This is a genomic window from Falsiroseomonas sp. E2-1-a20 (assembly GCF_051433195.1).
Taxonomy (GTDB): Bacteria; Pseudomonadota; Alphaproteobacteria; order Acetobacterales; family Acetobacteraceae; genus Falsiroseomonas.
The window spans coordinates 89033-114090 of record NZ_JBHMFT010000013.1; the positions used below are offsets into that span (position 1 = coordinate 89033).

At 72.3% G+C, this 25058-nt stretch carries 23 protein-coding genes and 1 pseudogene; 10 read left to right on the forward strand and 14 right to left on the reverse strand.

Going from position 1 to position 25058, the window contains the following annotated elements:
- Window positions 1-40 precede the first annotated feature (40 nt).
- Both purD and ACFHPP_RS16930 read left to right on the forward strand, forming a co-directional pair.
- Entirely contained in the window at window positions 41-1303 is a 1263-nt protein-coding gene (gene purD, locus ACFHPP_RS16925) for a phosphoribosylamine--glycine ligase (RefSeq protein WP_437164415.1), read from the forward strand.
- 222 nt (window positions 1304-1525) lie between these two features.
- A complete protein-coding gene (locus ACFHPP_RS16930) occupies window positions 1526-2191 on the forward strand; it encodes a PEP-CTERM sorting domain-containing protein (protein WP_437164416.1) in 666 nt (221 codons plus the stop codon).
- A 4-nt stretch (window positions 2192-2195) separates the two neighbouring features.
- On the opposite strand, the gene ACFHPP_RS16935 is transcribed toward ACFHPP_RS16930, so the two are convergent.
- Complete coding sequence (locus ACFHPP_RS16935; protein ID WP_437164417.1) at window positions 2196-4373, reverse strand: glycosyltransferase; 2178 nt, start codon at window positions 4371-4373, stop codon at window positions 2196-2198.
- A gap of 194 nt (window positions 4374-4567) precedes the next feature.
- Between ACFHPP_RS16935 and ACFHPP_RS16940 the strand changes: the two genes are divergently transcribed.
- The 3 genes from ACFHPP_RS16940 to ACFHPP_RS16950 are packed head-to-tail and all read left to right on the forward strand — an operon-like array spanning window position 4568 to window position 6632.
- Window positions 4568-5932 carry a glycosyltransferase family 4 protein gene (locus ACFHPP_RS16940; protein WP_437164418.1) on the forward strand — a complete coding sequence of 455 codons (1365 nt, stop codon included), beginning with the start codon at window positions 4568-4570 and terminating at the stop codon, window positions 5930-5932.
- A 35-nt stretch (window positions 5933-5967) separates the two neighbouring features.
- Window positions 5968-6210, forward strand: coding sequence for a FitA-like ribbon-helix-helix domain-containing protein (locus ACFHPP_RS16945; protein WP_437164419.1), 243 nt, complete (start codon window positions 5968-5970; stop codon window positions 6208-6210).
- Window positions 6207-6632 (forward strand): type II toxin-antitoxin system VapC family toxin, encoded by a 426-nt coding sequence (locus ACFHPP_RS16950; RefSeq protein WP_437164420.1) that lies wholly within the window; start codon window positions 6207-6209, stop codon window positions 6630-6632. Before ACFHPP_RS16945 ends, ACFHPP_RS16950 begins: the two co-directional genes overlap by 4 nt.
- Here ACFHPP_RS16950 and rsmD read toward each other — a convergent pair.
- From rsmD to ACFHPP_RS16965, 3 genes and pseudogenes are all read right to left on the reverse strand, one after another.
- Window positions 6607-7191 (reverse strand): 16S rRNA (guanine(966)-N(2))-methyltransferase RsmD, encoded by a 585-nt coding sequence (rsmD, locus tag ACFHPP_RS16955; RefSeq protein WP_437164421.1) that lies wholly within the window; start codon window positions 7189-7191, stop codon window positions 6607-6609. The two genes, ACFHPP_RS16950 and rsmD, sit on opposite strands and share 26 nt — an antisense overlap.
- A 157-nt stretch (window positions 7192-7348) precedes the next feature.
- Window positions 7349-8119, reverse strand: a pseudogene (locus tag ACFHPP_RS16960) (pseudouridine synthase); the annotation flags it as partial.
- Complete coding sequence (locus ACFHPP_RS16965; protein WP_437164422.1) at window positions 8116-8832, reverse strand: gamma-glutamyl-gamma-aminobutyrate hydrolase family protein; 717 nt, start codon at window positions 8830-8832, stop codon at window positions 8116-8118. The pseudogene ACFHPP_RS16960 and the gene ACFHPP_RS16965, both read right to left, overlap by 4 nt.
- 65 nt (window positions 8833-8897) lie before the next feature.
- Here ACFHPP_RS16965 and ACFHPP_RS16970 point away from each other — a divergent pair, with 65 nt between their 5' ends.
- From ACFHPP_RS16970 to ACFHPP_RS16980, 3 genes are read left to right on the forward strand one after another with little or no spacing between them, the layout of a single operon-like run.
- Window positions 8898-9329 carry a nucleoside deaminase gene (locus ACFHPP_RS16970; RefSeq protein ID WP_437164491.1) on the forward strand — a complete coding sequence of 144 codons (432 nt, stop codon included), beginning with the start codon at window positions 8898-8900 and terminating at the stop codon, window positions 9327-9329.
- A 31-nt stretch (window positions 9330-9360) separates the two neighbouring features.
- Window positions 9361-10434 carry a GSCFA domain-containing protein gene (locus ACFHPP_RS16975; protein WP_437164423.1) on the forward strand — a complete coding sequence of 358 codons (1074 nt, stop codon included), beginning with the start codon at window positions 9361-9363 and terminating at the stop codon, window positions 10432-10434.
- 5 nt (window positions 10435-10439) lie between these two features.
- Entirely contained in the window at window positions 10440-11378 is a 939-nt protein-coding gene (locus ACFHPP_RS16980) for a WcbI family polysaccharide biosynthesis putative acetyltransferase (protein WP_437164424.1), read from the forward strand.
- An 8-nt stretch (window positions 11379-11386) separates the two neighbouring features.
- Here ACFHPP_RS16980 and ACFHPP_RS16985 read toward each other — a convergent pair whose 3' ends face one another.
- The 7 genes from ACFHPP_RS16985 to ACFHPP_RS17015 all read right to left on the reverse strand — a co-directional run bounded on the left by ACFHPP_RS16985 (window position 11387) and on the right by ACFHPP_RS17015 (window position 18383).
- Complete coding sequence (locus ACFHPP_RS16985) at window positions 11387-12253, reverse strand: hypothetical protein (protein WP_437164425.1); 867 nt, start codon at window positions 12251-12253, stop codon at window positions 11387-11389.
- Window positions 12254-12297: 44 nt separating this feature from the next.
- A complete protein-coding gene (locus ACFHPP_RS16990; protein WP_437164426.1) occupies window positions 12298-13281 on the reverse strand; it encodes a tripartite tricarboxylate transporter substrate binding protein in 984 nt (327 codons plus the stop codon).
- A gap of 212 nt (window positions 13282-13493) precedes the next feature.
- Window positions 13494-15245, reverse strand: coding sequence for a polysaccharide biosynthesis/export family protein (locus ACFHPP_RS16995; RefSeq protein WP_437164427.1), 1752 nt, complete (start codon window positions 15243-15245; stop codon window positions 13494-13496).
- 119 nt (window positions 15246-15364) lie between these two features.
- On the reverse strand, window positions 15365-16459 hold the full coding sequence (locus ACFHPP_RS17000) for a capsule biosynthesis protein (protein ID WP_437164428.1): 1095 nt from the start codon (window positions 16457-16459) through the stop codon (window positions 15365-15367).
- Window positions 16460-16535: 76 nt separating this feature from the next.
- Window positions 16536-17186, reverse strand: a complete 651-nt coding sequence (locus ACFHPP_RS17005) for an ABC transporter ATP-binding protein (protein WP_437164429.1) — start codon at window positions 17184-17186, stop codon at window positions 16536-16538.
- A gap of 10 nt (window positions 17187-17196) precedes the next feature.
- Window positions 17197-18033 (reverse strand): ABC transporter permease, encoded by an 837-nt coding sequence (locus ACFHPP_RS17010; RefSeq protein ID WP_437164430.1) that lies wholly within the window; start codon window positions 18031-18033, stop codon window positions 17197-17199.
- Window positions 18030-18383 carry a DVU3141 family protein gene (locus tag ACFHPP_RS17015; RefSeq protein ID WP_437164431.1) on the reverse strand — a complete coding sequence of 118 codons (354 nt, stop codon included), beginning with the start codon at window positions 18381-18383 and terminating at the stop codon, window positions 18030-18032. The genes ACFHPP_RS17010 and ACFHPP_RS17015 overlap by 4 nt, the downstream gene beginning before the upstream one ends.
- Before the next feature lie 108 nt (window positions 18384-18491).
- Between ACFHPP_RS17015 and ACFHPP_RS17020 the strand changes: the two genes are divergently transcribed.
- On the forward strand, window positions 18492-20426 hold the full coding sequence (locus ACFHPP_RS17020; protein WP_437164432.1) for a capsular polysaccharide export protein, LipB/KpsS family: 1935 nt from the start codon (window positions 18492-18494) through the stop codon (window positions 20424-20426).
- Window positions 20423-21208, forward strand: a complete 786-nt coding sequence (locus tag ACFHPP_RS17025; RefSeq protein ID WP_437164433.1) for an SDR family NAD(P)-dependent oxidoreductase — start codon at window positions 20423-20425, stop codon at window positions 21206-21208. Before ACFHPP_RS17020 ends, ACFHPP_RS17025 begins: the two co-directional genes overlap by 4 nt.
- Here the strand turns inward: ACFHPP_RS17025 and ACFHPP_RS17030 are convergent.
- From ACFHPP_RS17030 to ACFHPP_RS17040, 3 genes are all read right to left on the reverse strand, one after another.
- On the reverse strand, window positions 21192-22532 hold the full coding sequence (locus ACFHPP_RS17030) for a capsular polysaccharide export protein, LipB/KpsS family (RefSeq protein WP_437164434.1): 1341 nt from the start codon (window positions 22530-22532) through the stop codon (window positions 21192-21194). The genes ACFHPP_RS17025 and ACFHPP_RS17030 overlap by 17 nt on opposite strands.
- A 71-nt stretch (window positions 22533-22603) precedes the next feature.
- Window positions 22604-23719, reverse strand: coding sequence for a GNAT family N-acetyltransferase (locus ACFHPP_RS17035; RefSeq protein WP_437164435.1), 1116 nt, complete (start codon window positions 23717-23719; stop codon window positions 22604-22606).
- Window positions 23716-25038: an aminotransferase class I/II-fold pyridoxal phosphate-dependent enzyme gene (locus tag ACFHPP_RS17040; RefSeq protein ID WP_437164436.1), complete on the reverse strand. Its 1323-nt coding sequence runs from the start codon at window positions 25036-25038 to the stop codon at window positions 23716-23718. The genes ACFHPP_RS17035 and ACFHPP_RS17040 overlap by 4 nt, the downstream gene beginning before the upstream one ends.
- Between the last annotated feature and the right edge of the window lie 20 nt (window positions 25039-25058).

Genomic DNA, 25058 nt, shown 5'->3' on the forward strand with positions numbered 1-25058 from the left:
ACCCTATGCTAGGAGGCGGCGGGATGTCAGGGGGGCCGCGATGCGGGTGCTGGTGGTGGGCGGCGGCGGCCGGGAACATGCGCTGTGCTGGGCGATCGCGAAGTCGCCGCGCCTGGCGAAGCTGTGGTGCGCCCCGGGCAACCCCGGCATCGCCGCGGTTGCCGAATGTGTCGCCATCGGGGCCGAGGACATCCCCGCCCTGGTCGCCTTCGCCCGCGACCAGGCGGTGGACCTCGTCGTCGCCGGGCCGGAGGCGCCGCTGACCCTCGGGCTGGCCGACCAGCTGGCGGCCGCCGGCATTGCCTGCTTCGGCCCTTCCGCCGCCGCCGCCCGGCTGGAGGGCAGCAAGGCCTTCTGCAAGCAGGTCGCCGATGCCGCCAGGGTGCCGACCGCCGCCTGGCAGCGGTTCGAGGAGGCCGGCGCCGCCCGAGCCTGGCTGCGCGAGACCGGCGCCCCCATCGTGGTCAAGGCGGATGGCCTGGCCGCCGGCAAGGGCGTGGTGGTGGCCGAAACGCTGGCGGAGGCGGAGGCCGCCATCGCCGCCATCATGGAGGACCGCATCCATGGCAGCGCCGGCGCCGCCGTGGTGATCGAGGAATGCCTGGCGGGCGAGGAGGTCTCCTTCTTCGCCATCTGCGACGGCACCGATGCCCTGGCCTTTGGTGCCGCGCAGGACCACAAGCGCGTCGGCGAGGGCGATACCGGCCCGAATACCGGCGGCATGGGTGCCTACGCCCCCGCCCCTGCCTTCACGCCGGCCCTGCAGGCCGAGGTGATGGAGCGCTTCATCCGCCCGACACTCGTGGAAATGACGCGCCGGGGCACGCCGTTCCGCGGCGTCCTGTTCGCCGGGCTGATGCTGACCGCGGAGGGGCCGAAGCTGATCGAGTACAACGTCCGCTTCGGCGACCCGGAATGCGAGACGCTGCTGCCGCTGCTGCGATCCGACCTGCTGCCGGTGCTGCACGCCGCCGCGACCGGAAGCCTGGCGGGCCACAGCCTGGACTGGTCCACCCGCCACAGCCTGGTCGTTGTGATGGCCGCCGAGGGCTATCCCGGCGCCCCGCGCCGCGGCACGGCGATCCACGGCCTCGACGCCGCGGCGCAGCGGGCGATGATCTTCCACGCCGGCACGACCCGCGACGCACAGGGTGTGCTGCGCGCCCATGGCGGCCGCGTGCTCGCCGTGGCCGGCACGGGCGAAACCCTGCGCGAGGCGCGCGATGCCGCCTACGCCGCGGTCGATTCGGTCGACTGGCCGGCCGGATTCTGCCGGCGCGACATTGGCTGGCGCGCCTTGTAGCCGCGCCCGATCCGCGCGCCCCCAGCCTCCGTTGGCAAAACAACATCAGAAATACAGCCAAGCTGTGCGATCCTGCGCAAAACTATCTCCTCGTGCAAAATGAAATAAATCACCTTGTTTTGACGAGAATCCCAGGCTTAGATTGCCCATGCTGCTGGCGGGACGTTCACCCAGGCTGAAGTTTCAACCGGGTTGGGCCCTTCGCCGACACGGGAGATACGGATGCGATCCATAAGACTTGCTGTCGTTGCGGCGGTGCTGCCGTTGCTGATCAATCCGGCTTCGGCCGCCATGGTCTACAGCTTCAGCCAGACCGGCCCGACCATCGCGACCGGGACGGACTACGGCCCCGACGGCCCGAACGACGTGTTCACGACCGGCAGCTTCACCCTGGCGGACCAACTCGTTCGCGCGCCCTACTACCTGGGCGCTGACACCAACGCACCATCCGCCGAGGCCCCTGCGCCGCCGCCGGGATTGCTCAACATCTTCTTCGCGACCTTCGACCGGGGCCGGGCCGTGGTCGGCGACCTGCCGCGATTCATCACGCCGAATCCCCAGCCCAGCAACGGGCAATACTATTCCTTCGGCCTGCGCGGCACGCCCGGCGCGCTGTTCCCGACCGGAACCGTCGCCTACAACGACAGCGAATCGAACACCGACCTGGTGTTCGGCGCCGATGGCCGCGTCAGCGGGGTCTACAGCACGGATCGCGGCGGCCCCTGCTTCACCAGCGGCGCCTGCACCTTCACCGGCCAATTGACCGCGACCCACATCCCGAACCTCCGCCCTGCGGCCGTCGCGGTGCCGGAGCCGATGTCGCTGGCCCTGTTCGGCATGGGCCTGTCCGCCCTGGTCCTGGTCGCCCGCCGCCGCTCGGCCGGCTGAAGGTTCAGACGGGCTCCGGCCAGACGAAGCGCTGCCGTTCGAGATAGGCCAGCCGCGCCGCCAGGTCCCCCGCCGCACAGACCATGACGGAGACCACCCCGACGCCGACCTCGGCCGCGCCGGGTTCGGCCGAGGCGGGCGCCGCATCGGCCTCGATCGCGATCTCCAGCAGGCCGGGCATGGCTGCCAGTTCCAGCGCCGCGACGGCCCGCGCCCCGGCGGCCAGTTCCAGGACCAGCGGCTCCACCCCTGGCGTCGCCAGCACCACGCGCTGCGGCCGTGCAGGGGCGCGCAGCATCAGGTGCAGGCGCAGCGAGCCCGCGACATGGTCCGCGGACGGCGCCACGGGCAGGCGCAGCAGGGCGCGGCCGGGGCGGGTCCAGCAGCCCCAGGCCTCGGCACGGTGCCAGCCCTCCCCGGCGCGCAGCAGGTCGGCGCGGGCCATGGCGGGGGTCGGCAGCGGCGCCGCGATCTCGCCGAGGCCCAGCACCAGGCCCGGCGTCGCCGGCAGCGCCGTCGCCTCGGCAGGCGGTGCCGCGACCAGGCGGGCGAACAGATCCCCCGTCACCTCGGGCCAGGCACGCAGCCGCAGCCCGGCCTTCACCTTCGCCTCCTGCGCCATGCGGAAGGCCGCGTCGAAGACCAGCTTTTCCACCGCATCGAGAAAATCCGGCTCGCTCTGGTGGCGGAAATGCAGCGCCAGCCCGAGGCCCGCCTCCAGCAGCCCGCTATGGTCCGGGGCGAGGACCGCCTTGCCGAGCGACAGCGCCTCCGTCACCGGCAGGCCCCAGCCCTCGTGGAAGGAATTGTACAGGCTGAACAGCGCGCCTTCGACCAGGCCGGCCAGCGCGGCGTCCGGCACGTCCGACAGCAGCCGCACGCCGTCCCGCAGCGCCGGCGCGTTGCGCAGCAGGGCGAGCGCGGGTTCCGACAGGTAGCCAGGGCGGCCGGCCAGGACCAGCAGCGGCAGCTTGGCCGCGCCATGCCGGCGGATCAGCGCCAGCCAGGCGTTCAGCACGAACAGGTGGTTTTTCCGGGATTCCAGCGTGCCGACGAACAGCGCATAGGGCCGCCCGGCCAGCGCCGCGACGCCGGGATGGGGCCGCGTCGCCGGCCCTTGGCCAGCCTTGGCCCAACTCGGCGCCGCATCCAGCCGCAGCACCGCCACCGGCGGCGCCGGCAGCCCGGGCAGCAGCGTGGCGCGCAGCCGTTCCAGGTCCTTCCGCGTGGCGTCGGACACCGCCAGCAGCAGGTCGGCATGCGCGCCCAGCCCGGCGAACCAGCGGGCGAATTGCGCCACCGTCGCCGGGTCGTTGTGTTCCGGCACCACCAGCGGCCCGCAATCATGCACCAGTGCCGCATAGCGCAGCCCATGCCGCGCCTTCGCCGCGCGCAGTGCCAGGTTGTAGTCGCCGAGCCACCAGGAGGAGCCGAGGTTCACCAGCCAGGCGCCCTGCGGAAAGGCCAGTTCCGGCGCCGCCGCGACGGCCTGCTGCGCCAGCCCCACCGCCTCCCGCCACGCCGCATCCAGCGGGTCCGCCCCGGCGCGGGACAGGTTCGCGAGGCGCAGGAAGATCTCGCGCGGCAGGGCGCGCCATTGCCCGGCCGCGGCGTCGAACACCGCCAGCAGCACCGTGGTCGCCACCGTGCCGCCGCGCAGCGCCGGCGCCACGATCTCCATCTGCACCCGCTGGATGCCCGAAGGCGCGCGGTGGCTGCCGAACCAGGACAGCAGGTCGGACAGGTCGAACACGACGGACAGGTCGCCGAGGAGCGTCAGGCCGCCCGCCTCGGCCGCCTCCCCCAGCCCGCCCTGCGCCAGCAGCGCCGCCACTTCGCGCCACGCCTGGTCGCTGTCCGGCGCCAGGTCCAGCGCGCGGGCATAGGCCTGCCGCGCCGCACCGCGATCCCCGGCCAGCTTCAGCGCATGTCCAAGCTGCATCGCCACATCCGCATCCTGCGGCCGCGCCCGCTGCGCCTGGCGGTAGGAGGCGATGGCGCCCGCCAGATCACCCTGTTCCTTCAGGCAGTGGCCATGCTGGACCCAGATCGCGCCATCATCGGGACGCTGTGCCAGCCAGGCGGCATAGCCCTCGGCGGCGCCGCGCCAGTCGCGCGCGTCGCGGCGGCGATCCGCCTCGCCCAGCAGCCCCGCGCCCTCGCCCTGCCGCGCCCCGTCCATGCGTCTGGCCCCGCCCGATATCGTCGCGGAACGGCATAGCGCGATTCACGCGGCGCGTGGAGCCGTGTCACGCTCCGCGTGGGGGCGTGTCACGCTCCGCGTTGCGGCAGACTGTTCCAAGGTTGACGGCGTCGCACGGGCATCGCTTAAGGAGTGTCGGCATCCCGCCTGGATGCGCAGGTAAGGGAATGCCCGTGTCGAAGCCGCGCATCGCCATCGATGGATACAACCTCGCCCTCGACCAGGGCACCGGCGTCGCCACCTACGCCCGCAACCTGTCGCACCGGCTCGGCGCGCTGGGGGCGGAGGTGGGCGTGCTGTACGGCCAGCGCGGCTCCGCCGGGAAGGACGAGCTGCTGCGCGAGGTGACGCTGTACGACGCGCGCCCGCGGCCGCCGCACTGGGCCAAGCGGATGGTCGACGACGCCGTGCAGGGCGTGAAGCTGTCCTTCGGGCAGGAGGCGCAGCGCGTGCCGCTGACGGATCGCGTGATCCGCAAGGGCCTCGAAGCCCGCATCCCGCACGCCGACACGCTGTGGAACATCCCGGAGGTCTTTCGGGCCGCGGTGCAGAGCTTCGGCGCCAAGCGCAAGATGGGCCGGGTGCGGCTGCCGGACCGGCAGGACGTGATGCACTGGACCTACCCGCTGCCGCTGCGGGTGGAGGGTACGAAGAACATCTACACCATCCACGACCTGGTGCCGCTGCGGATGCCCTACACCACGCTCGACGTGAAGCGCCGCTACCTCGGCACCTGCCGCGCCATCGCGGCGGAGGCGGACCACATCGTGACGGTCTCCGAAGCCTCGAAGCGCGACATCATCAACCTGCTGGGCGTGCCGGCGGAGCGCATTTCCAACACCTACCAATCCGTCGAGATCCCGGACCGCCTGGCGCGCAAGCCGGAGGGGCTCGCCCGCGCCGAGGTGCAGGGCGCCTTCGGGCTGGAATGGGGCCAGTACTGGCTGTTCTTCGGCGCCATCGAGCCGAAGAAGAATGTCGGACGGCTGATCGAGGCCTACCTCGCCTCCGGCAGCACGCTGCCGCTGGTGATCTGCGGCAAGCAGGCCTGGCAGATGCGGCAGGAGTTGGGACTGATCTACGAGGACGACGTCCGCCTGATGTCCGACCCCGGCCCGATCGACGGCGTGCAGAGCCTGGTCCGCAAGCTGCGCGACCGGGTGATCCTGCTGGACTACGCGCCGTTCCGCCTGCTGGTCAGCCTGGTGCGCGGCGCACGCGCGCTGCTGTTCCCCTCGCTGTACGAGGGCTTCGGCCTGCCGGCGCTGGAGGCGATGCTGCTCGGCACGCCGGTGATGACCAGCAACACATCGTCGCTGCCGGAAGTGGTTGGCGAGGCGGCGCTGACGGTGGACCCCTACGACACGCGGGCGATGGCGGAGGCAATCCAGGCGCTGGATGGCAATGCGGAACTGCGGGCGGCGCTGGCGGCGAAGGGGCCGGTGCAGGCGGCGCTGTATGGGCCGGAGCAGTACGAGCGGCGGCTGGCGGAGATGTATGCGCGGGTGGGGGTGCGGCTGGGGCAGCGCATGCAGTGATTGCAATGCATTCATCGCTTGCGTAGCATGCCCGCATGGGCAGCCTCACCATCCGCAACCTCGATGATGCGCTGAAGACCTCGCTCCGCATCCGCGCAGCCCGGCATGGCCGCTCGATGGAGGAGGAGGTGCGGGTCATCCTGCGCGGCGCCCTCGAAAGCAGCACAGGCGAGAGCCTGGGGGAGGCGGTGCGCGGACTCATCGCGCCGCTCGGTGGTGTCGAACTCGAGACGCCGCCGCGCGATGCGCTGCGCCCGCCGCCGGACCTGTCGCGGTGATCGTGCTCGACACCAACGTGCTGTCCGAACTGCTCCGTCCCGCGCCGCAAGCGGCGGTGCTCGCCTGGGCGCAGGGTGTGCCTCGGGCGTCGGTCACCACAACCGCCGTGACGGAGGCCGAGATCCGGTTCGGCCTGGCCCTGCTCCCGGCTGGCGGCCGGCGCGACATCCTGGCCTCGGCAATCGATGCGCTGTTCGCCGACCGGCTGGCGGATCGCGTGCTGGCCTTCGACCGCGCCGCCGCGCCGCATTATGCGCAGTTCGCCGCCTTCCGCCGCGCCGCGGGACGGCCGGTGGCGACTGCGGATGCGATGATCGCGGCGATCGCCTGCGCCCGCGGCGCCGCCGCCATTGCCACGCGCAATACCGCCGACTTCGAGGGCTGCGGCCTGCCGCTCATCGATCCATGGCAGACGGGCTGAGCCCATCCTGCCGCAGGAACACCACCCGCGCGGCCCCATGCTCCCGCTCCGCCACCACGGCGTAGCCCGGCACCTCCAGCGTCTCCTCCCGCCCCACCTCGGCCACCAGCAGCGCATCCGGCGCGATCCAGCCCGCCGCCGCCATGGCAACGACCGCCTTCGGCACCAGGTCGCGGCCATAGGGCGGGTCGAGGAACACCAGCCCGCAGGGCGCCGGCGCCGCGCGCGGCCGCAGCACGTCGCCGCCCATCACCGAGCAGCGCGCCGCCTCGCCGATCGCGGCGATGTTCTGGCGCAGCACGGCCAGCGCGACGCGGTCCTGTTCCAGGAAGCTCGCATGCGACGCGCCGCGCGACAGCGCCTCCAGTCCCAGCGCGCCGGACCCCGCGAAGGCGTCCAGGACGGCACGATCCTCCACGGCTTCGCGCCCGGCCCAGGGCGCGTGCCACAGCATGTCGAACACCGCCTGGCGCACCCGGTCGCTGGTCGGGCGGGTGGTCTCGCCCGGCGGGGCGGCGAGCCTACGCCCGCGGTGGCGGCCGGCGACTACGCGCAGCACGGGCGGGCTTCCTCGGTTCGGCGTTGCGGGCGCGCGGGATGTTGCCCGGGCGGGGCGGGCGCTTCGGGGCGGCTTCGGCAGCCGGGTCCGGTGCCGGTGCGGTGGTGGCGGCGGCAGCGGCGGCGGCGGCGGCCTCGGCTTCCGCCACCTCCCGTCGCCGGCGCTTCTGCGGCACCTCGCCGATGCCGAGCTGTTCGCGCATCACCTTGGGATGCACCTCCTCCACCGCGCCCTTCGGCAGGGTGCCGAGCTGGAACGGGCCGTAGGCGGTGCGGATCAGCCGCGTCACCTGCAGACCCAGATGCTGCATGACGCGGCGGATCTCGCGGTTCTTGCCTTCCTTCAGGCTCACCGTCAGCCAGGCGATGCCGCCCTGGCGGCTGTCCAGGCCGCATTCGATGGGGCCGTAGGCAACCCCCTCGATGGTGATGCCGCGGGCCAGCTGGATGAAGGCGCGCTCGTCGATATGGCCGAACACGCGCACGCGGTAGCGGCGCAGCCAGCCATTGCTGGGCAGTTCCAGCCGGCGGGCCAGCGCGCCGTCATTGGTCAGCAGCAGCAGCCCCTCGCTGGTCAGGTCCAGCCGGCCGATGGACACCACGCGGCCGATCGCCGGCGGCAGGCGCTCGAACACCGTGGGGCGGCCCTGCGGGTCCTTGTGGGTGGTCACCACGCCATCCGGCTTGTGGTGGCGGAACAGCCGGGTGCGCTCCGCCGTCGCCACCGTCTTGCCGGACACCGAGACGCGGTCCCCCGGCGCGACGAAGGTGGCGGGGCTGTCCACCTTCTTGCCGTTCAGCTTGACCACGCCGTCCGCGATCAGCTTTTCCGAATCGCGGCGGGAGGCGACGCCGGCGCGCGCCAGGTATTTCGCGATGCGCTCGCCGCGCCCGGCGGTGTCGTCCTTGTCGTCGATCTCGTCGGTCATCGGCGTGCCGCCTCGACAAAGGCCGAAAGGATATCCGGGTCGCGCGGGTCCACGGCGTATTCCGGGTGCCACTGAACGCCCAGCGCAAAGCGGTGGCCGGGATGCTCGATCCCCTCCACCACGCCATCCGGCGCCACGGCGTTCACCACGGCGCCCATCCCCGGTGTCGCGACCGCCTGGTGATGCGCGCTGTTCACCGCCATGCGGGTGCCGCCGACGATGCGGGCCAGCAGCGTGTCGGGCGCGACCGAAACCTCATGCCCCGGCTCGGTGCGCGGGTTCGGCTGTTCATGCGCCAGCGCGCCCGGCACCTCGTCCGGGATGTGCTGGATGAGGGTGCCGCCGAGCGCCACCGCCAGCAATTGCTGGCCGCCGCAGATGCCGAGCACCGGCATGTCCCGGTTCAGCGCCGCCCGCGTCGCCGCCAGTTCGAAATCCGTCCGCCCCGGCTTCAGCGTCACCTTCGGATGCGGCGCGCCACCGCCCCACAAGGCCGGGTCGACATCGAAGGCGCCACCCGTCACCAGCAGCCCGTCGATGGCATCGAGATACTCCACCGCGAGGTCCGGATGGTGCGGCAGCGCCACCGGCAGGCCACCGGCGGCGATGATGCTGGAAAAATAGTTCTGGCGGAGCGCGTACCAGGGCAGCTTCGACCAGCCACCGGCCGGCTCCGCATCCAGGGTCACGCCGATGACCGGGCGTTTGTTCATGCCGGTTGCTAGACCCGTGGCCTGCCACAGGGCAAGCATCCGCCATGCAAGCCGTGCCGCAACCGATGGAATTGGCCCTCGAGGACGCCCGCGCCGCCGCCGCGCGCGGCGAGGTGCCGGTGGGCGCGGTCGTCACCGATGCCCAGGGCCGCGTGCTGGCGCGCGCCGGCAACGAGGTGGAGGCCCGCCGCGATCCCTCCGCCCATGCCGAGATGCTGGCGCTGCGCGCCGCCGCGGCCGGCGCCGGTGGCAAATTCCTGCCGGAGGCGACACTGCACGTGACGCTGGAGCCCTGCCCGATGTGCGCCCAGGCCATCGCCTTCTTCCGCATCCGCCGCGTGGTATTCGGCGCCTACGACCCCAAGGGCGGCGGCGTCGAGCACGGCCCACGCATCTTCACGCAACCCACCTGCCACCATGCGCCGGAGGTGATCGGCGGCGTGCGGGAGAGCGAATCGGCGACGCTGCTGCGGGACTTCTTTCGGGTGCGACGCTAAAACGGCCACGCCACCCCTCGCGAAAGCCCGCATGGACCACCCCTACCGCAGCCTTCCCGACACCGCCTTCTGGCGTCGCGCCGTGGCCGGCGTGCCGGATGGCACGGTGGACCCGGTCACGCAGGTGCCCTTCGGCATCGGCCCGCGCGATGCGGTGGCCACCGCGGGAAGCTGCTTCGCGCAGCACATCGCCGGCCACCTGCACCGTCGCGGCCACAGGCTGGTGCGCACCGAGCCACCGCCCGAGGCGCCGGAGGCCGCCGCCTTCGGCCTGTTCGCCGCCAACTACGGCAATATCTACACCTGTCGCCACATGCTGCGCCTGTGCGAGGAAGCCTTCGGCCTGTTCCAGCCGCGGGATGCCGCCTGGCAGCGCCCCGATGGCCGCTTCGTCGACGCCTTCCGGCCCGGCCTGCACCCGGCGGGCCACGCCACGGCGGATGCGGTGCGGGCGGCGCGCGAGCCGCATCTGGCCGCCCTGCGCCAGGTGTTCGAGACGGCGGATGTGCTGGTCTTCACCCTGGGCCTGACGGAGGCCTGGATCGGTGCCGATGGCGCGGCCTACCCGCTCGCGCCGGGCATCCTCGCCAGCCCTGCGGAGCCATCCTCCTGCCGCTTCCACAACTTCACCCTGGACGAGGTGCGGGCGGACCTGCTGGCCTTCCTTGGCCTGGTCGCGGAGGTGAATCCCGGCCTGCGCTGCATCCTGACCGTCTCCCCGGTGCCGCTGGCCGCCACCTACACCGCGGCCCACGTCCTGCCCGCCAGCAGCTACAGCAAGGCGGTGCTGCGCGTCGCCGCCGAGGAAGCCGCCGCCCGCCTCCCCCTCGTCGCCTACTTCCCCAGCTACGAGATCATCACCGGCCCGCAGGCGCGCGGCCGCTACTTCGCCGAGGATCTGCGCAGCGTGACGGCGGCGGGCGTCGCGGCGGTGATGTCGGTGTTCGACCGCCACTACCTGACGGGCGAAGGCCGGCCTGTCGTGGCACCGGCGCCGGCTGCCGTGCCGAAGGCGACATCGCCGGCCGATGCCGCCGCTTTCGACAGCCTGGCGCAGATCCTCTGCGACGAGGATGCGCTGGACCCCGGACGGAAGGATCGCTGACGGAAATGCGCTTCGCGGTGATCGGCAATTGCCAGGCGGCCGGCTTCGCCGACTGCCTGCGCGTCTTCCTGCCGAAGGTGGAGACGACCCTGTTCGACCTGACGGCGCTGGGTGCCACCGGCGATCCCGTCGGCGCGGCGGCCGCCATCGGCGCGCGGCTCGGCGAGTTCTCGCATGTCTTCGCCCATCCGGTGCATGGCGCGCGGTTCGGGCCGCTGGAACAGCCGCGCCTCGCGGCCTCGGGCCTGCCGGTCTGGTTCATCCCGACGCTGGCCTTCCAGGGCTTCCACCCGGACTGCGTCTACCTGTTCCCGCCCGGCAAGGTGGTGGGCGGGGAGCCGTTGCGCGGGCCGCTCGATGTCTATCATTCGGCCATCGCCGCCGCCGCCTTCCTGCTCGGCCTGCCGGTGGAGCGCGCGGTGCGGCTGTACAACCCGCTGGTCTTCGGCCGGCTGGGCTTCGCCGAGGCCTACGACACCGCCCTGGCGCAGTTGCTGCGGCACTACCGGGAGCTGGGCCACGACATCGCGGACCGCCTGCCGGTCTGGACGCAGGCCGGACCATCAGGCGGCCGGGCCTTCATGCACACCATCAACCACCCCTGCCTGCGCCCGATCGCCGACACCTGCCGCATGGTCGCCGCCGCGGCCGGCCTCGGCGAGATGGCGCTGGAGGCGGCGGAGGTGGTGCCGGACCGGCTGGCGGACCTCGCGATCTTCCCGGTCTATCCCGGCCACGCCCGGCGCCTCGGCGTCGCGGGCCACCTGCGCTTCCGGCCCCGGCTGCGGCAGGATCGCAGCTTCGAGGTCCTGGACCTGGAGGATTTCGTCGCCCGCAGCCATCAGGCCTATGCCCAGGCGCCGGAGGCAGTGGATGCGGCGGTGCGCGCGAACCCGGTCTCGGCCCGCATCCTGGACCTGCTGCCCAAGCTGCTGGCCGGCTGAACGGCGCGCTACGGCGCCCCGTGCACGCCCGCCGCGCGGCGGTCCCACCACCAGGCCGGGTCGGGGCCGACCATGACACCGCCCTGGAAGCGCGGCGGCGGGCGGTGGCGGGCCTCGCCGGCCAGCACCATCCGGCCGCGTTCCGTCAACTGCCAGGGCGCGTCGCGGCCGATCAGGCGCTGCGGCCCGGCCGACAGGCGCTGCGCCACCTCCTTCACGATCAGGTCCGTCACCTGGAAGACCGGGTCCGCCCGACGCAGCGCGGCCAATGCGCCGGGCAGATCCGTGGCGCCGTCGGCCACCGCGCGCAGCAGCAGGCGCTCCGTCAAGGCCAGGCCATCGTTGCGCCAGGGCAGGTCCTGCAGGTGCCGGCGCAGCGCGGGCGCCAGATGCGGCAGCGGCAGCGCGCGGCGCGAAAGCCGGTCCAGCGCCGTGGGATCGGGATCGGCGAAGGCGGCCCAGGCCTCGGCGCCGGCTTCCAGTTGCAGGGCGCCCAGCGGCACCGGCTCCAGCGCGGCCAGTTCCTCCGCCGGCATCCGGGCGAAGGCGCGGCGCCCATCCGCCGGCACCAGGAACAGCCGGCCCTCGAGCGGCGCCCGGCCGGCGAGCAGCGACAGCACGCGGATCAGCACCGCCTGGTCCCACAGGTCGTGCTCGAACCACAGCAGCACGCGGTCGTACTTCCCGAGGCCGTTGAGCGCCATGTATTCGCGCCCCAGCCGCAGCCGCGCCTCCTGCGCATCCACCCCTGCATGCAGCGCGACCACGCGGGCGCGCTGGCCGAGATAGGCCATCAGGTCGCCGTCGGAGACGGCGCCGACGCAGACCGGGTCCGCGATCGGCAGGTACTCTCCCGCCCAGCCCGCCTGCGGCAACAGGTCCCGGAGGTCGTCGCCGCAGCGGATATGGGCGGTTCGGGTCAGAGGCGGAGGCCCAGGCGGCGGATCATCTCGCCCTCCTCGGCGTATTGCCGGCGCGCGAAGGTGGCGTACTCCTCCGGCCCCAGGTGGAACGGCGCCATGTCGAAGCGGTCCAGGATGCCGAGATGAGCGGGATCGAACAGCGCCTCCCGGAACGCGTCGTGCAGCACCTTCACATGGTCCGGGTTCATGCCCTTCGGCCCGGCCAGGCCGTAGGGGGAGGCCGAGACGATGTCGATGCCGCTTTCCTTCAGCGTCGGCACGTTGGGGAAGCGCTTGGCGCGTTCCGCCGACCAGGTCACCAGCAGCCGCATGCGCCCCGACATCACCAGCTCCGCCCAGCCGGAGCTGTCGGCGCTCGCCTGGATCTGGTTGCCGAGCAGCGCCTGGCTGTTCTCCGCCCAGCCACGGAACGGCACATGCGTCCAATCGATGCCGCCGCGCGCGCCGGCGATCTGCTCCATCGTGATGTGCAGCGATGTGCCGACGCCCGGCGTGCCGTAGTTCACCTTCCCCGGATTGGCCTTCGCATAGTCCAGGAACTCCGACAGCGTCTGCCACGGGCTGTCCGCGTTCACCACGATTCCGAACAGGTAGCCGGTCAGGTGGATGACGTAGGTGAAGTCCTCGAGCGGGTTGAACAGCGCGCGCGGGGCCATCTGCGGGTGGCGGAACACGCTGATCGGCATCTGCGCCAGCACGTAGCCGTCCGGCCGCTCGTTCAGCAGCTGCTGCGGGCCGAGGATACCGCCGGCGCCGGCGCGGTTCTCGATGATGATGGGCTGGCCGAGGCGCTTCGAGGCCTGTTCGCCAAGCGCGCGCATCTGGATGTCGGTGGTGCCGCCGGCGGCCCAGGGCACGATCAGGCGGATCGGCCGGCTCGGGAAGCGGTCCTGCGCCCGCAGCGCCGGGGCGGCGAGCAGGCCGGCGCCGAGGCCGAGCGCGGCACGGCGGCCAAAGGTGGTGAAGATGGGACGGGTCATCGGTTGCGGCCTCCCTGCCTGGCGCCGGCCTTGGGCCGGTCGTCCCATGCTGGTAACGCGCCGGACGCCGCGCCGCAATCGGGCGCGGCATCACGCACGGATCAGGTCATGCCGGCGGCACCGACGGGCGACCTGCGGCCGGCCATGCCGGCCGAGCGCGCGGTGCCTGATGCCCGGGCAAGACCGACGGTCATCGAGAATGACCGCTGGTGTCAGTTCATGAAGACGCGCGCCGACAGCGCCGTCTGGAAGATCAGGTTCAGCAGGTCGCGCGCGATCTGGAAGTTCTTCGGGTCCAGCCGCGGCAGCGCGATCAGCTCGTCGCCCGGCGCCGGGCCCTCGGTGGGCTCCGGGATCAACTCGCCGCTCGCCTTGCGGATCATGACCTGGGATTCGACGCCACGCTCGGCGAAACCGCCGGCCGCGCGGACATAGTCGTTGATGCGCATGTCCGGCCGCCAGACCACCGCCTGCGGCACCATCACCTCGCCGGAGACCAGCACGGTCTGCACCCGCTCCGGAACGACGACGACGTCGCCATCCTCCAGCCGCACGTCGGCGCAGCGCCCGGCGCGGTCCATCACCACCAGGCGGCCTTCCGGCCGGGTGCGGCGGGCGCGCTGGATATAGGTGGAGACCAGGTTCGCCTCCACCGCGCGGATCTCGGCGACGCCGGTGGTGGAGGACACCGTCATGAACAACTGGCGCTCCAGCCGGTCCAGTGCCTCGTTGATCACCCGCACCTGCTGCTGCGCGACGGAGGGACGCAGCAGGAAGACGCCGCTGGTATTGGCCAGCGCCGGGTCCACCGCGACATGGTCGAGCAGGGTGCACAGGCTGATGTCGCGATCCGCGATCAGGACCGAAGGCCCGATGCGGCTGCCCTCGACGCTGACGCGAACGGTCGGTGCCGGGCTGTCGGTGATGAAGGTGATGGTGTCCTGGTCAAGCAGCTGCAGGCTGCCGAGTTCGCGCACCGTGGCGTAGCGGGCGAAGGGCTGGCCGCCGCGGGTGCCGCGGATCACCGCATTGGTCGCGGCCGGCAGCGGCGACGCCAGGCGCAGCAGCTCGCTGCCCGGCATGGCGCGGCCGCTGACCTCGAACAGGAAGTTGTTGCGCACCGCGCCATCGGCCCCGACCATCGCGCCCTGCGGCGCGACCACGATGGTGTCGCCTTCCTGCATGGTGATGTTGGGAAGCTGGCCGGTCTGGAGGAAGCGGTACAGGTCGATCCGCGCCACGGTGCGGTTGCCGCGGTTGATGGCGATGTCGCGGTAGGACCCGCGGCCCGGGTCCACGCCACCGGCGCGCGTCAGGTAGTCCAGGATGCTGTCCGACCCGGCGCCGAGGTGGCGGCCCGGCAGGCGGACGTAGCCGGTGACGAAGACGCCGACCTGGCCGGCATTGAGCAGCACGGCGTAGACCTGCACCTGCTGCGAGTAGATGCGCCGGACCTCGGCCTCCACCACCCGCTGGACGTCTCCGGACCGGGTCCCGGCCAGGCGGATCGGGCCGATCTGCGGCAGGAACAGGTTGCCCTCGGGGTCCACCACGCCGACAGCGGACGCCTCGATGAAGCCCCAGATGGTGACGGAGATGCGGTCGCCCGCGCGGATCACGTAGTTCGGGTTCGGTGTCTCGGTGGCGGATGGCGGCGCGCGGGTGAACAGCGCCGCGCCGAACACCACGGTTGCCGGGCCAGCCGCGCGCGCCGGATCGCCGATCGGCCCCACCGCCACTGGCCCGCCTTCCGCCGCCGTCGCGGTGCCGGCACGGGCGGTGTTGATGTTGTCGCCCGTGGCGCCGAGCAGTGCCGGCAGGTTGCCGACCGCTGGGCCGCGTATGGCTGCGCCCGCCATGCCCGGCGGCTGCAGTTGCGCCGCGGCCAGGCCGGGCAGCAGCAAGCCGAGGATCAGCGCCAGGCAGGCCGGCAAGGTTCGGAAACGACGGGCGGATGCGGGCATGTGATTGGAAGTCCGGATCAGGATCAGGATCAGGCCGGGCCGGAGTTCGGCCGGCGGCAGCATGGCGTGCCCGGAACGGGCACGCCATGCCTGGAGCGGAAGGGCATCAGGCCTGGCGGTCAGCTCGCATGCTCACGCGCGCCCGCCATGATCAGCCATCCGATGGCGAAGAAGACGGTCAGGATGACGAACAGCGTCATGATATTGAAAAAGGCCTTGGGGAAGGTCGACCGCTCCGGCAGGTTCGGCTCCACCACCCGCATCAGGAAGACCTGCTGGCGCTGCGCATCCGCGCGTGCCCCCTCCAGCGAAGCGATGGCGGAGGCATAGACCCGCTCGGCGAACTCGCGCTCCAGCGTCAGGCGCTCATAGCCCGACAATTGCTGGGTCAGCGTCTCGTTGCCGCTGGTGCGTCGCGCGCGTTCCGTGACGATCTGCGCCGAAAGGGCCGCGATGCGGTTGTTGAGCACCTGGATCTGCGGATTGTCGGCCCGCATGAAGGCGCGCTTTTCCTGCAGTTCGGTCCGGGCCTGCGCCAGCGCGCCCTCCAGACGGCCGATCGTCTCCACGGCGGACCCGACGGCGGCGGTCGGGTCCAGCGTCTGCTCGCGTTCGCGGAATGCCGTCAGCGCGGCACGCGCCTCGACCACGCGGCGCTCCGCGATGGCCACTTCCTCGCGTCCCACCCGCAACGTGTCTTCGGAGGTCCGAGCGGTGAAGCGGTTGACCAGGTCCTCCGACATCTCCAGCAGGGATGTGGCGATCGCCCTGGCGTCCTCCGGCCGGTACGCCAGCGCCTTCAGCGTCACGAGCCCTGTTTCGAGATCATAATCCACCGTGACTCGGCGGCGGTAGTATTTCATCAGTTGCTCGGCCTGGGGTTCCTCGTACCAGAGGCGCGAAATCCAGTCGGCGTCCGCCGGCCGCCAGATCGCGATCAGGTCGAGGCGCTGGCGCAGCCCGGACAGCGCATCCAGGCTGTTGACGAAGGCCCGCACGGCCTGCGCTTCCTCCGCCCCCGGCCGCATCGCGCCCGATGCGGAGCCGATCATGCTGGCGATGCCGCCGCTGGCCGGGGCCCCCGGACGTCCACGCACCAGGATGCGCGCCTCCGCCTCGTACAGGTCGGAGGCGCAAGTTGCGTAGTACAGACCGACCAGCAGCGTCGGCAGGGCGACCAGAAGCAGGAACCAGCCCAACGCGCCGCTCGGCACCAGGGTTCGGCGCCTGCGTTCCGGCTCCGCGGACAGTCCCGCGACGCCAGGGGCAACGCCCGTGGCGGCGAGGGACTCAGAGGGCCTTATAGGTGGCGACAGCTTCATCGACGTCCTCGAAGAAGGTCAGACTGCCGTCGTGCAGCACCGCGGCGCTCCGGCAATACAGTTTCAGGTGATCCGGCACGTGGCTGACCAGGACCAGCGTCCGGCCGCGGGTCTTTTCAGCAAGCAACGCCTGGGCGCGGGCGATGAAGCGCTGGTCGCCCGTCGCCGTCACCTCGTCGATCAGGTAGCAGTCGAAATCCACCGCGAAGGACAAACCCATCAGCAGACGGCCCATCATGCCGACCGAGTAGGTCTTGGCCGGCATATGCATGTAGGGGCCGAGCTCCGCGAACTCCTCCACGAAGTCGAGCACCCGCTTGACCGGCTGGTTGTAGATGCGGGCGATGAACCGGGCGTTATCGGCGCCGGACATGCTGTTCTGCAGGCCGATGCCATGGGCCAGCGGCCAGGACACCGACATCCGCCGCTCGATCCGCCCGGAATTGGGATGCTCGACGCCGGCCAGCATGCGGACCAGCGTCGACTTCCCGGTGCCGTTGCGACCGAGGATGCCCAGCGCATCCCCGGGGCGGATGATGCCCGAGACACTGCGCAGCACGTGTTTCTTGCCACCACCACGCAGTTCGTAGTGCTTGGAGACACGGTCGAAGTAGATCATGCGCGCATCGTCAGAATTCGAGCTTCGCGCGCACGGCGCGCACCGCGGCAATGCCGAGCAGGTTCACCATGACCACCCAGATCACGACATAGGTCGTGTCGTAGTAGGCCGGGATCATGTCGCCGAACATGCCGTCGCGCACCATCTCGTGCAGGTTGGCCTGCGGATTCCACAGCAGCGCGTCGCGCCAGGAGGGCGGCATGAAGTGCAGCGCGAACATGCAGCCGGAAAAGGGCAGGGACAGGTAGGTCAGCGGATGGACGATCTTTTCCAGGATCTCCCACCGCGCCGCACCCGCCGCGACCAGCAGCCCCAGCCCGTTGGCAAACGCAAACATCAGGATCATCGCCTCCACCAGCACCGGGATGGAGTAGGGCGTGAAGGCGGAGAACCAGGAGGTGCCGACGACGACCAGCACCAGCACGCAGGTCACCGCACCCATCTCGAGCAGGTTGCGCGCGATCATGATGTCCAGAAGGCGAACCTGCCGATGGTACATCAGGGTCATGTTGGCCTGGAAGGCGGTGGCGGCGCGGTTGATGATGGCCCGGAAGGCGAAGTAGGGGGCATAGCCGACCACGACGAACAGGAAGGGCGGCACCGCCCCGGTGCCGCCGCCGCCAAGGAGAAGCTTGAAGACGGAAATGCCGACCGACAGCAGCAGCGGCTCCAGGAACAGCCACAGGAAGCCCAGGTGCCCGCGCCCGAACCGCGTCTGCAATTCGCGCAGCAGCAGCGCGTGGATGACCCGCCCCTGGATCCGGAAACCCTCGATCGTCCGGCTGAACTCGCTGCGACGTTCCGGAAATCCTTCCGGCAGCCCGGAACCTCCGGCCGCCGCGCTCACGGACGGCCGGCTCCGCCGCCACGCAGCAGGGGCCGCGCCTCCGCCCAGCCGCCATTGCCGGTGGCGCAGACCAGCCTCGGCCGCTCGATCATGCCGGAGCCGACCATCAGTTCCCGGCACTCCCGCCCGCTGGCGGCGTTGTAGCTGCGCACCAGCCGGACCTGAGCGGATTGGCCATCGGCCATCACCACACGCTCCTGCGCGCCCGGCCGGGCACGGCTGGCGAAGACGACCAGCGGGTCGGTGGACGCCGCCGCAACGTTCGGTGTCGCCGACATGCCGCCGGCCATGCCCTGGCCCCCCATGCGGGCGCAGCCGCTGACCACCAGCAGTCCGAGCAGCGCCAACATGGCCCGCGCTGCAGGCGCGCGCGCCGAGTGAGGGGCAAGGGCAGGTGTGCGGTGCGTCATAATTCCGGAGACTAGCCGAACGGGCAGACTTAGGCAAAATGCAAATACATGCAGAATGCTTCGGCGGTCTGCTGCGACCGCGTCTCGCCGACCCGGCGGGCCGGCCCGACAAGGACCAACATCCTGCTGCCGCTCCGTCTTCCTCAAGCGCAACTTTTGCGATTCCCACACCTGCCGGCCTTCTGGCCGGACCGGAAGGTCATTGCGGTTGCGCCAGGCCCGCCGGATGCGCGGCCGGCAGACCACCGCGAACCCACCGCCACCGCGCCGCCCGGCTACACGCCCGGCCCCTTCCGCCCCGCCCGGCTTGGCGGACGGGAGGTCCCGGTGCTGCTCGTGGTCGGCCCGTCGCCCGACCCGGTCGGGGCCGCCCTGGCAGATCCCGTCCCGGGGCATCATCCGGAGACCGCCGCCGCCATGGCGGCGATGGTGGCGGGCCGGATCGGCGCGCCGCCAGGACTGCCCGATCCGGGCACCGCGGGCACCGGGCTGGCGCCGCGCCAGGCCCGCATCCTGCTCGACCCCTGCGACCCGGCGCTGGCCGGCGTGGCGAAGGCCCTGCTGGCCCGGCTGCAGCGTGCGGGATCAGCGGTCCTGGTGGCGCGGGACCCATTCGCCGATGGCACGCCGGTGCTTTCCGACAGCCTTCCGGCCGCCGGGCCGCCCTGGGATCCCTGGACCCTTCTGGATGCCGCCCACACCCTGCATGGCGCCAGCCGCGACCTGGCCCTGCTGGCGCTGGCTGCCGGCGTGGCGGTGGCGGATGGCCCGCTGGCCGGCGCCGATCCTGTCCCGACCTGGTCCGCACTGCTGGCCGCGACCCGCGCCGCGGACCCGTTCCACAACCGCCCCTGCAGCATCGCCGAGGGTCTCGACCTGCTGGCCCTGTGGCGGGCGCGGCAGGCGGAATCGCACGAGATCGCCGCCTGCCTCGGCGCCCATCCCTACAAGCGGGACCGGCTGCGCGCCCTGCTCGCCTCCGCCGGCCCGCCGCCGGCCTTCACCGGCGACGCCCACCGCGCCGTCGCCCTGGCACGACGGCGCGGCGGCGCGGTGCTGGCCTGGAGCGCCAGCGCGCCGCCGACCCTTCCCGCGCTCTGCGCCGAAGCCGGGGTTCCGCTGCGCTGGCTGGAAGATGGCTTCATCCGCTCCGCCGGCCTCGGCGCCGCCTTCCGCGCCGGCGCGTCCTTCGCCCTGGATTCCAGAGGTCCCTACTACGACCCGGCGACGGAGAGCGACCTGGCGCGGCTGCTGGCGACGGCGGGTTTCCCGCCCGCGCTGCTGGCGCGGGCCGCGGCGCTGCGCGAAGCCGTGGTGGCGCGTGGCGTCACCAAGTACAACCTCGGCGGCGCCGCGCCGGTCATCACCGCGCCGGCCGGACGGCGCCGCATCCTGGTCCCCGGCCAGGTCGAGGACGATGCCTCCATCCGCCTCGGCGCCGGCCCCATCCGCCGCAACCTCGACCTGCTGCGGGCGGTGCGCGCGGCCGAGCCGGACGCTTTCCTGGTCTACAAGCCGCATCCCGACATCGAGGCCGGCTTTCGCCGCGGCCGCATCGCGCAGGCGGACCTCGCCGGCCTCGCCGACCAGGTGCTGCACCGGGCGCCGATGGCGCCGCTGCTCGGGATGGTGGATGCGGTGCACACCATCACCTCCCTGACCGGGTTCGAGGCCCTGTTGCGCGGCCTGCCGGTGACCTGCTGGGGCACGCCCTTCTATGCCGGCTGGGGCCTGACGCGCGACCGCGGCCCGCCCGCCAGGCCGCCGCGCACCCGGGTCCTGACGCTGGACGAGTTGGTGGCAGCGGCGCTGATCCTGTACCCGCGCTGCATCGACCCGCTGACCGACCTGCCCTGCCCGCCCGAGGTCCTGCTGGACCGCATGGACCGTCCCGACCTGTTCCCGACCGGCCGCCGCGGCCGGCTGCGCGCCGTGCAGGGCTTCCTGACCCGCACCCTGTCGCGTCTGCGAGGCTGGAAGTGAGCACGCCGGCCGCCGAGGGTGTCGTCATCAGCGGCGCCTCCCGCGGCCTCGGCGCGGCGCTGGCGCGGCGCTTCGCAGTGCCCGGCGCGCGGCTGCTGCTGCTGGCGCGGTCCGCCGCCGCGCTGGAGGAGGTGGCACGGGACTGCCGCGCGCGGGGCGCGCAGGTTGCCGTCGCCGTGCTCGACGTGACCGACGCGCCCGCCATCGCCGCCGCGCTGGCCGCCTTCGAGGCCGGCGGGCCGGTCGGGCTGGTGATCGCCAATGCCGGCACCTCCGCCGGCACCGCGCCGGATGGCACGCCGGAGGACGCCGTGGCCGCGGCACGCCAGGTCCAGGTGAACCTGGTCGGCGCCATCAACCTGGTCGGCCCGCTGCTGCCCGGGATGCGGGCCCGGCGGCGCGGGCGGATCGGGCTGGTCGCCTCCGTCGCCGGGCTGCGCGGCCTGCCCGACTTCCCCGCCTATTGCGCCAGCAAGGCCGGGCTGATCGCCTGGGGCGAGGGTCTGCGCGCCGAACTCGGCCCGCGCGGCGTATCCGTGACGGTGGTGACGCCGGGCTTCTTCGACAGCGCCATGGGCGCCCGCTTCCATGGCCGCCGGCTGTTCCTGCTGGACCAGGCCGATGTGGCGGCGCGGGTGCAGCGCGCCGTGCTGCAGGGCCGGCCGCGCGCCGCCTTTCCCTGGCCGCTGGCCGCCGGACTGCGCCTGCTGGCGCTGCTGCCACCCCGGCTGGGCGATTGGGCGGCGCGGCGGATGCGGTTCCGCGTCAGTCCGGAGTCGTAGAGCAACCCTGGAGCACGGTGTCCGGCAATAGGGGTCCCACCCTGTCGGCATCCAGCGCCTCGACGATGGCCCTGACGGCGACGGCGCGGCCTTCGGTTCCGTAGAACACGCCGCGAAGCTGGGTGGAGCCCTGCAGCGCCGCCAGGAAGGCATCGCGCAGCTCCGGGTCCGGCAGCGCCACGTCGGGCCCTGCGGTTTCGGCCCAGAAGGCGTCGAGCCGACCCTGATGCGCCAGCCCCGGCACGTCCCACACCGCCTGGCCCAGCGCCTTCACCGGTCGGCCGAGCACCAGGGCGCGAAGGCCGACCGTGCTGTTGATGGTGATCAGGCCCTGCGCCCGCTGCAACATCAGGTCCAGTGGCCCATGATGCGCAACATGCACCCGGCCCGCGGCGCCCGCCGCCGCCGCCAGGCGCGCCACCCGTCGGTCCCAGCGCTTCAGGCAGGGGTCCAGCGGATGCACCTTGACCAGCAGATGCGCCGTGGCCGGCGCATGCTGCGCGAAGCTGCCGAGGACCTCGGCGATCGGCGTGTCGAGGTCCGGGTAGGGCGAATAGGCACGAACGGAGAAATCCGTCTCCATCTGCATGGCGAACAGCCAGAATGGCGCGCTTCCGATGCGCTCCAGCGCGCGGTGACCCTCCGCCATCTCCCGCCCGCGACGCAGCAGCCGGCGGGCGATGCCCCAGTAGGTCGCGACGGGATGATGCAGTTGGTGGCTTTCGTAGTGGCGGAACGGCCAGGGCGCCAGGTTCGCCAGGTGGTACAGCACGTCCCAGCGGGCCTGCAGGCCGAAATCGTCGCGGTGACGTTCGGTCAGGTCCGCCGGCGGCAGCCTGGCCGCCAGGGCGCGGATCGCCTCCGGCTGGCGGGGGAAGTGGCTGTCGCCGCCCATGCCGTCACGCTCCAGCGTCACCCAGTCCGGACGGAAGTAGCCGAAATCGGTGACGGCCACGGCGATGCCACGGGCCTGTGCGGCGGCAATGGCGGCGCGGTGGTAGGGTCGCTGCTCCCCGAGCAGCAGCAGGTCCGTGATCCCGTGCTCGTCGAGATAGGCGGTGACATGCGCCGGCCAGCCTGACAGGCGGCCTTGATAATCCTGCGCCGGCCGCGTGCCCGGAACCCGCCCCCAGAACAGCCGGTCCCCGAGCGACAGGTTGATGCGATGAATGTCGTGCCCCCGCGCGGCGAGGCTCGCCGCGACCTCGGCGAAGACCGGGCTGATCGGACCCTGCAGGAACAGGAAGCGACGCGCCCCCCCGCGTTGCGGGCCGCCAACCCCGGGCTGACGCAAATCCGGATCGTGGGAGGCTGACGGCGCCATGTAGCACCCATAGCCGTCATCGCTGTTCAAACTGTCAATGCCCGACACCCATCGGACAATTTCGTATCATTTCAGAATCGCATGCGCCAGATGCGCCAGCGGCCCGAAACCGGCGCCGGAAGCCGTGCCATGGCGTTCCGCATCGCCGCGTTGTCCGCAAGGATCCAGGAGATCTCGAGACGATTCCAGCCGCGCCGGCCCGCGATCCCGATCGCCTCCCGCAGCAGCGCCCCCATGGCGAGCGCCGAGGCCGGGTGGCCGCGGAACCGGGACGCGATGCCGAGCATCGGGATGCGGGCGGAGCCCACGCGGCCGGCCAGGGCGCCCGCCAGCCGGACCCAGCCGAAGGGCAGCAGCCGCCCATCCGCCAGCATCGCTGCCGCCAGGTTCGGCACCACGGCGACCAGCCCGACCGGCTCGCGGTCCCATTCCGCGAACACCACCTCCCCGGCCCACAACAGCGGGCGCAGCAGGGCGCCGAGGCCCGCGACCTCGGCCGGACGCAGCGGCACGGCACCCCAGTTGGCCGCCCAGGCGTCGTTGTACAGCGCGGCGATGCGCTCCACTTCCGCGGCGTAGTGGCGCCGGTCCATCGGCCGCAGGCGCAGCCGCGCCATGTCGGGCGCGCGCCGGATCGCCAGCGCGGCGAAGCGGGCGGAATGGCGTTCCGCGGCCACGTCCAGCGTGCAGGCCACCACATCCTGCGCCGGCTCCAGCCCGGCCGCCTCCAGCATCGCCGGCAGCCAGTCCGGCGTGCCGGGCATGCGCAGCATCGGCGGACGGTCGTGGAAGCCGACCTGGGCGCCGACCTCGTGGTTGATGGTGAAGGACAGCGGGCCGAGCATCTCCGCCCGCCCCTGCCCCGCGACCCATTGACGCGCCGCGGCCAGCAGCGCCGCGACCAGCGCCGCGTCCTGCTCGGCGCACAGGAAGCCGAAGGTGGCCGGCGCCGTGGCGTCATCGGGCACGCAGGCGGCAATCCGCCCCACCGCAAGGCCGTAGCGATAGGCGACGAAGCGCATCACCCGGTGGTCGGCCAGGAAGCCGAAGCGGGCCGGGTCGAACATCCGCGCCTCCTCGAAGGCCAGCGGTACGGACCAGCCGAGCCCGCGCAGCCGGGCCGGCAGGGCGTGGAAGGCACGTGCCTCCGCGTCCGTCGCGACCTGCCGGATACCGGAGAAGATCACCCGGCGAGGTCGGCCGGCGCGACGCCGTCGGTCGCCGTCACCAGCGCCGTCACGGCGTCGCGCACATCCTGTTCGGAATGCTCGGCGGACAGGAAGAACCGCAGCCGCGCCAGCTTCTCCGGCACTGCCGGGAAGACGATGGGCAGCGCGTTGACGCCGAGGTCCAGCAGGGCGGCGGAGACGCGGATGGCGCGCACCGAACTGCCCAGCACCACCGGCACGATGCCGAGGCCCTGGGAGGTGCCGGTATCGAAGCCGCGCGCCCGGCACAAATCGCGGAACAGCGTCGCATTGGCCTGCAGCTTCGCCACCCGCCAGGGCTCCGCTTGCATCACATCCATCGCCGTCGCCGCCGCGGCCGCCAGCGCCGGCGGCAGCCCGACCGAATAGACGAAGCCGGGCACGGTGTGGCGCAGCCAGTCCACCAGGTCGCCGCGCGCCGCGATGTAGCCGCCGCAGGCGCACAGGGTCTTGGACAGCGTGCCCATCCAGATGTCGATCTCGGCCGGGTCCACCCCCGCCGCCTCGAACACGCCGCGTCCGGTGGCGCCGACCACGCCGAGGCCATGCGCGTCGTCCACCATCAGCCAGGCATCATGCTGGCGGGCGATGCGCAGCAGGCCGGCCAGGTCCGGCACGTCGCCGTCCATGGAGTAATGCCCCTCGACCAGCAGCAGCGCGCGCCCGGCGCTGCGCCGGACCGCGGCCATTTCGCGCTCCGCCGCCCGGATGTCGTTGTGCGCGAAGGAGACGCGCCGGGCACCGGACAGCCGGGCGCCCTCGACGCAGGAATTGTGGATGGCGGCGTCGTGCACGATGACGTCGCGCGGCCCCATCAGGTGGCCGATCACCGTGACGTTGGTGGCGTGCCCGCTGACGAAGGCCAGCGCCGCCTGCTGGCCGTAATGCGCGGCCAGCCGCCGTTCCAGCTCGGCGTGGATCGGCCGCTCGCCGGACACCAGGCGGGATGCGCTGGCGGAGATGCCGTAGCGCGCCATCGCCGCCCCGGCCGCCTGGTGCAGCCGGGCGTCGCCATTCAGGCCGAGGTAGTCGTAGGAGCCGAAATTGATGGTGTCGCGGTTGCCGATCAGGCTGTGCGCGCCGGCGCGGCCTTCATGCGCGCGGAAGAAAGGGCTTTCGATGGCGAGCGCACCCATCGCCTCCCGCATCAGGCCGTAGTCGCGCAGCCCCTGGATGGCGCCGAAGCCGCGCTGGTCGGAGGCGGCCTGCGCCTCCTGCCCCTCCCGCCGCCGCGCCAGGCGCTGCACCAATGCGAGGCGCGCCGTATTGGAAAGACCGAACCCCAGACCGCGACTCATGCCGTGATGCCGAACCCCCG

Coding starts and splice junctions, on each gene's coding strand:
- purD (WP_437164415.1), top strand. CDS start 41: ATGCGGGTGCTGGTGGTGGGCGGCGGCGGCCGGGAACATGCGCTGTGC.
- ACFHPP_RS16930 (WP_437164416.1), top strand. CDS start 1,526: ATGCGATCCATAAGACTTGCTGTCGTTGCGGCGGTGCTGCCGTTGCTG.
- ACFHPP_RS16935 (WP_437164417.1), bottom strand. CDS start 4,373: ATGGACGGGGCGCGGCAGGGCGAGGGCGCGGGGCTGCTGGGCGAGGCG.
- ACFHPP_RS16945 (WP_437164419.1), top strand. CDS start 5,968: ATGGGCAGCCTCACCATCCGCAACCTCGATGATGCGCTGAAGACCTCG.
- ACFHPP_RS16965 (WP_437164422.1), bottom strand. CDS start 8,832: ATGAACAAACGCCCGGTCATCGGCGTGACCCTGGATGCGGAGCCGGCC.
- ACFHPP_RS16970 (WP_437164491.1), top strand. CDS start 8,898: ATGGAATTGGCCCTCGAGGACGCCCGCGCCGCCGCCGCGCGCGGCGAG.
- ACFHPP_RS16975 (WP_437164423.1), top strand. CDS start 9,361: ATGGACCACCCCTACCGCAGCCTTCCCGACACCGCCTTCTGGCGTCGC.
- ACFHPP_RS16980 (WP_437164424.1), top strand. CDS start 10,440: ATGCGCTTCGCGGTGATCGGCAATTGCCAGGCGGCCGGCTTCGCCGAC.
- ACFHPP_RS16990 (WP_437164426.1), bottom strand. CDS start 13,281: ATGACCCGTCCCATCTTCACCACCTTTGGCCGCCGTGCCGCGCTCGGC.
- ACFHPP_RS16995 (WP_437164427.1), bottom strand. CDS start 15,245: ATGCCCGCATCCGCCCGTCGTTTCCGAACCTTGCCGGCCTGCCTGGCG.
- ACFHPP_RS17005 (WP_437164429.1), bottom strand. CDS start 17,186: ATGATCTACTTCGACCGTGTCTCCAAGCACTACGAACTGCGTGGTGGT.
- ACFHPP_RS17015 (WP_437164431.1), bottom strand. CDS start 18,383: ATGTTGGCGCTGCTCGGACTGCTGGTGGTCAGCGGCTGCGCCCGCATG.
- ACFHPP_RS17020 (WP_437164432.1), top strand. CDS start 18,492: ATGCAGAATGCTTCGGCGGTCTGCTGCGACCGCGTCTCGCCGACCCGG.
- ACFHPP_RS17030 (WP_437164434.1), bottom strand. CDS start 22,532: ATGGCGCCGTCAGCCTCCCACGATCCGGATTTGCGTCAGCCCGGGGTT.
- ACFHPP_RS17040 (WP_437164436.1), bottom strand. CDS start 25,038: ATGAGTCGCGGTCTGGGGTTCGGTCTTTCCAATACGGCGCGCCTCGCA.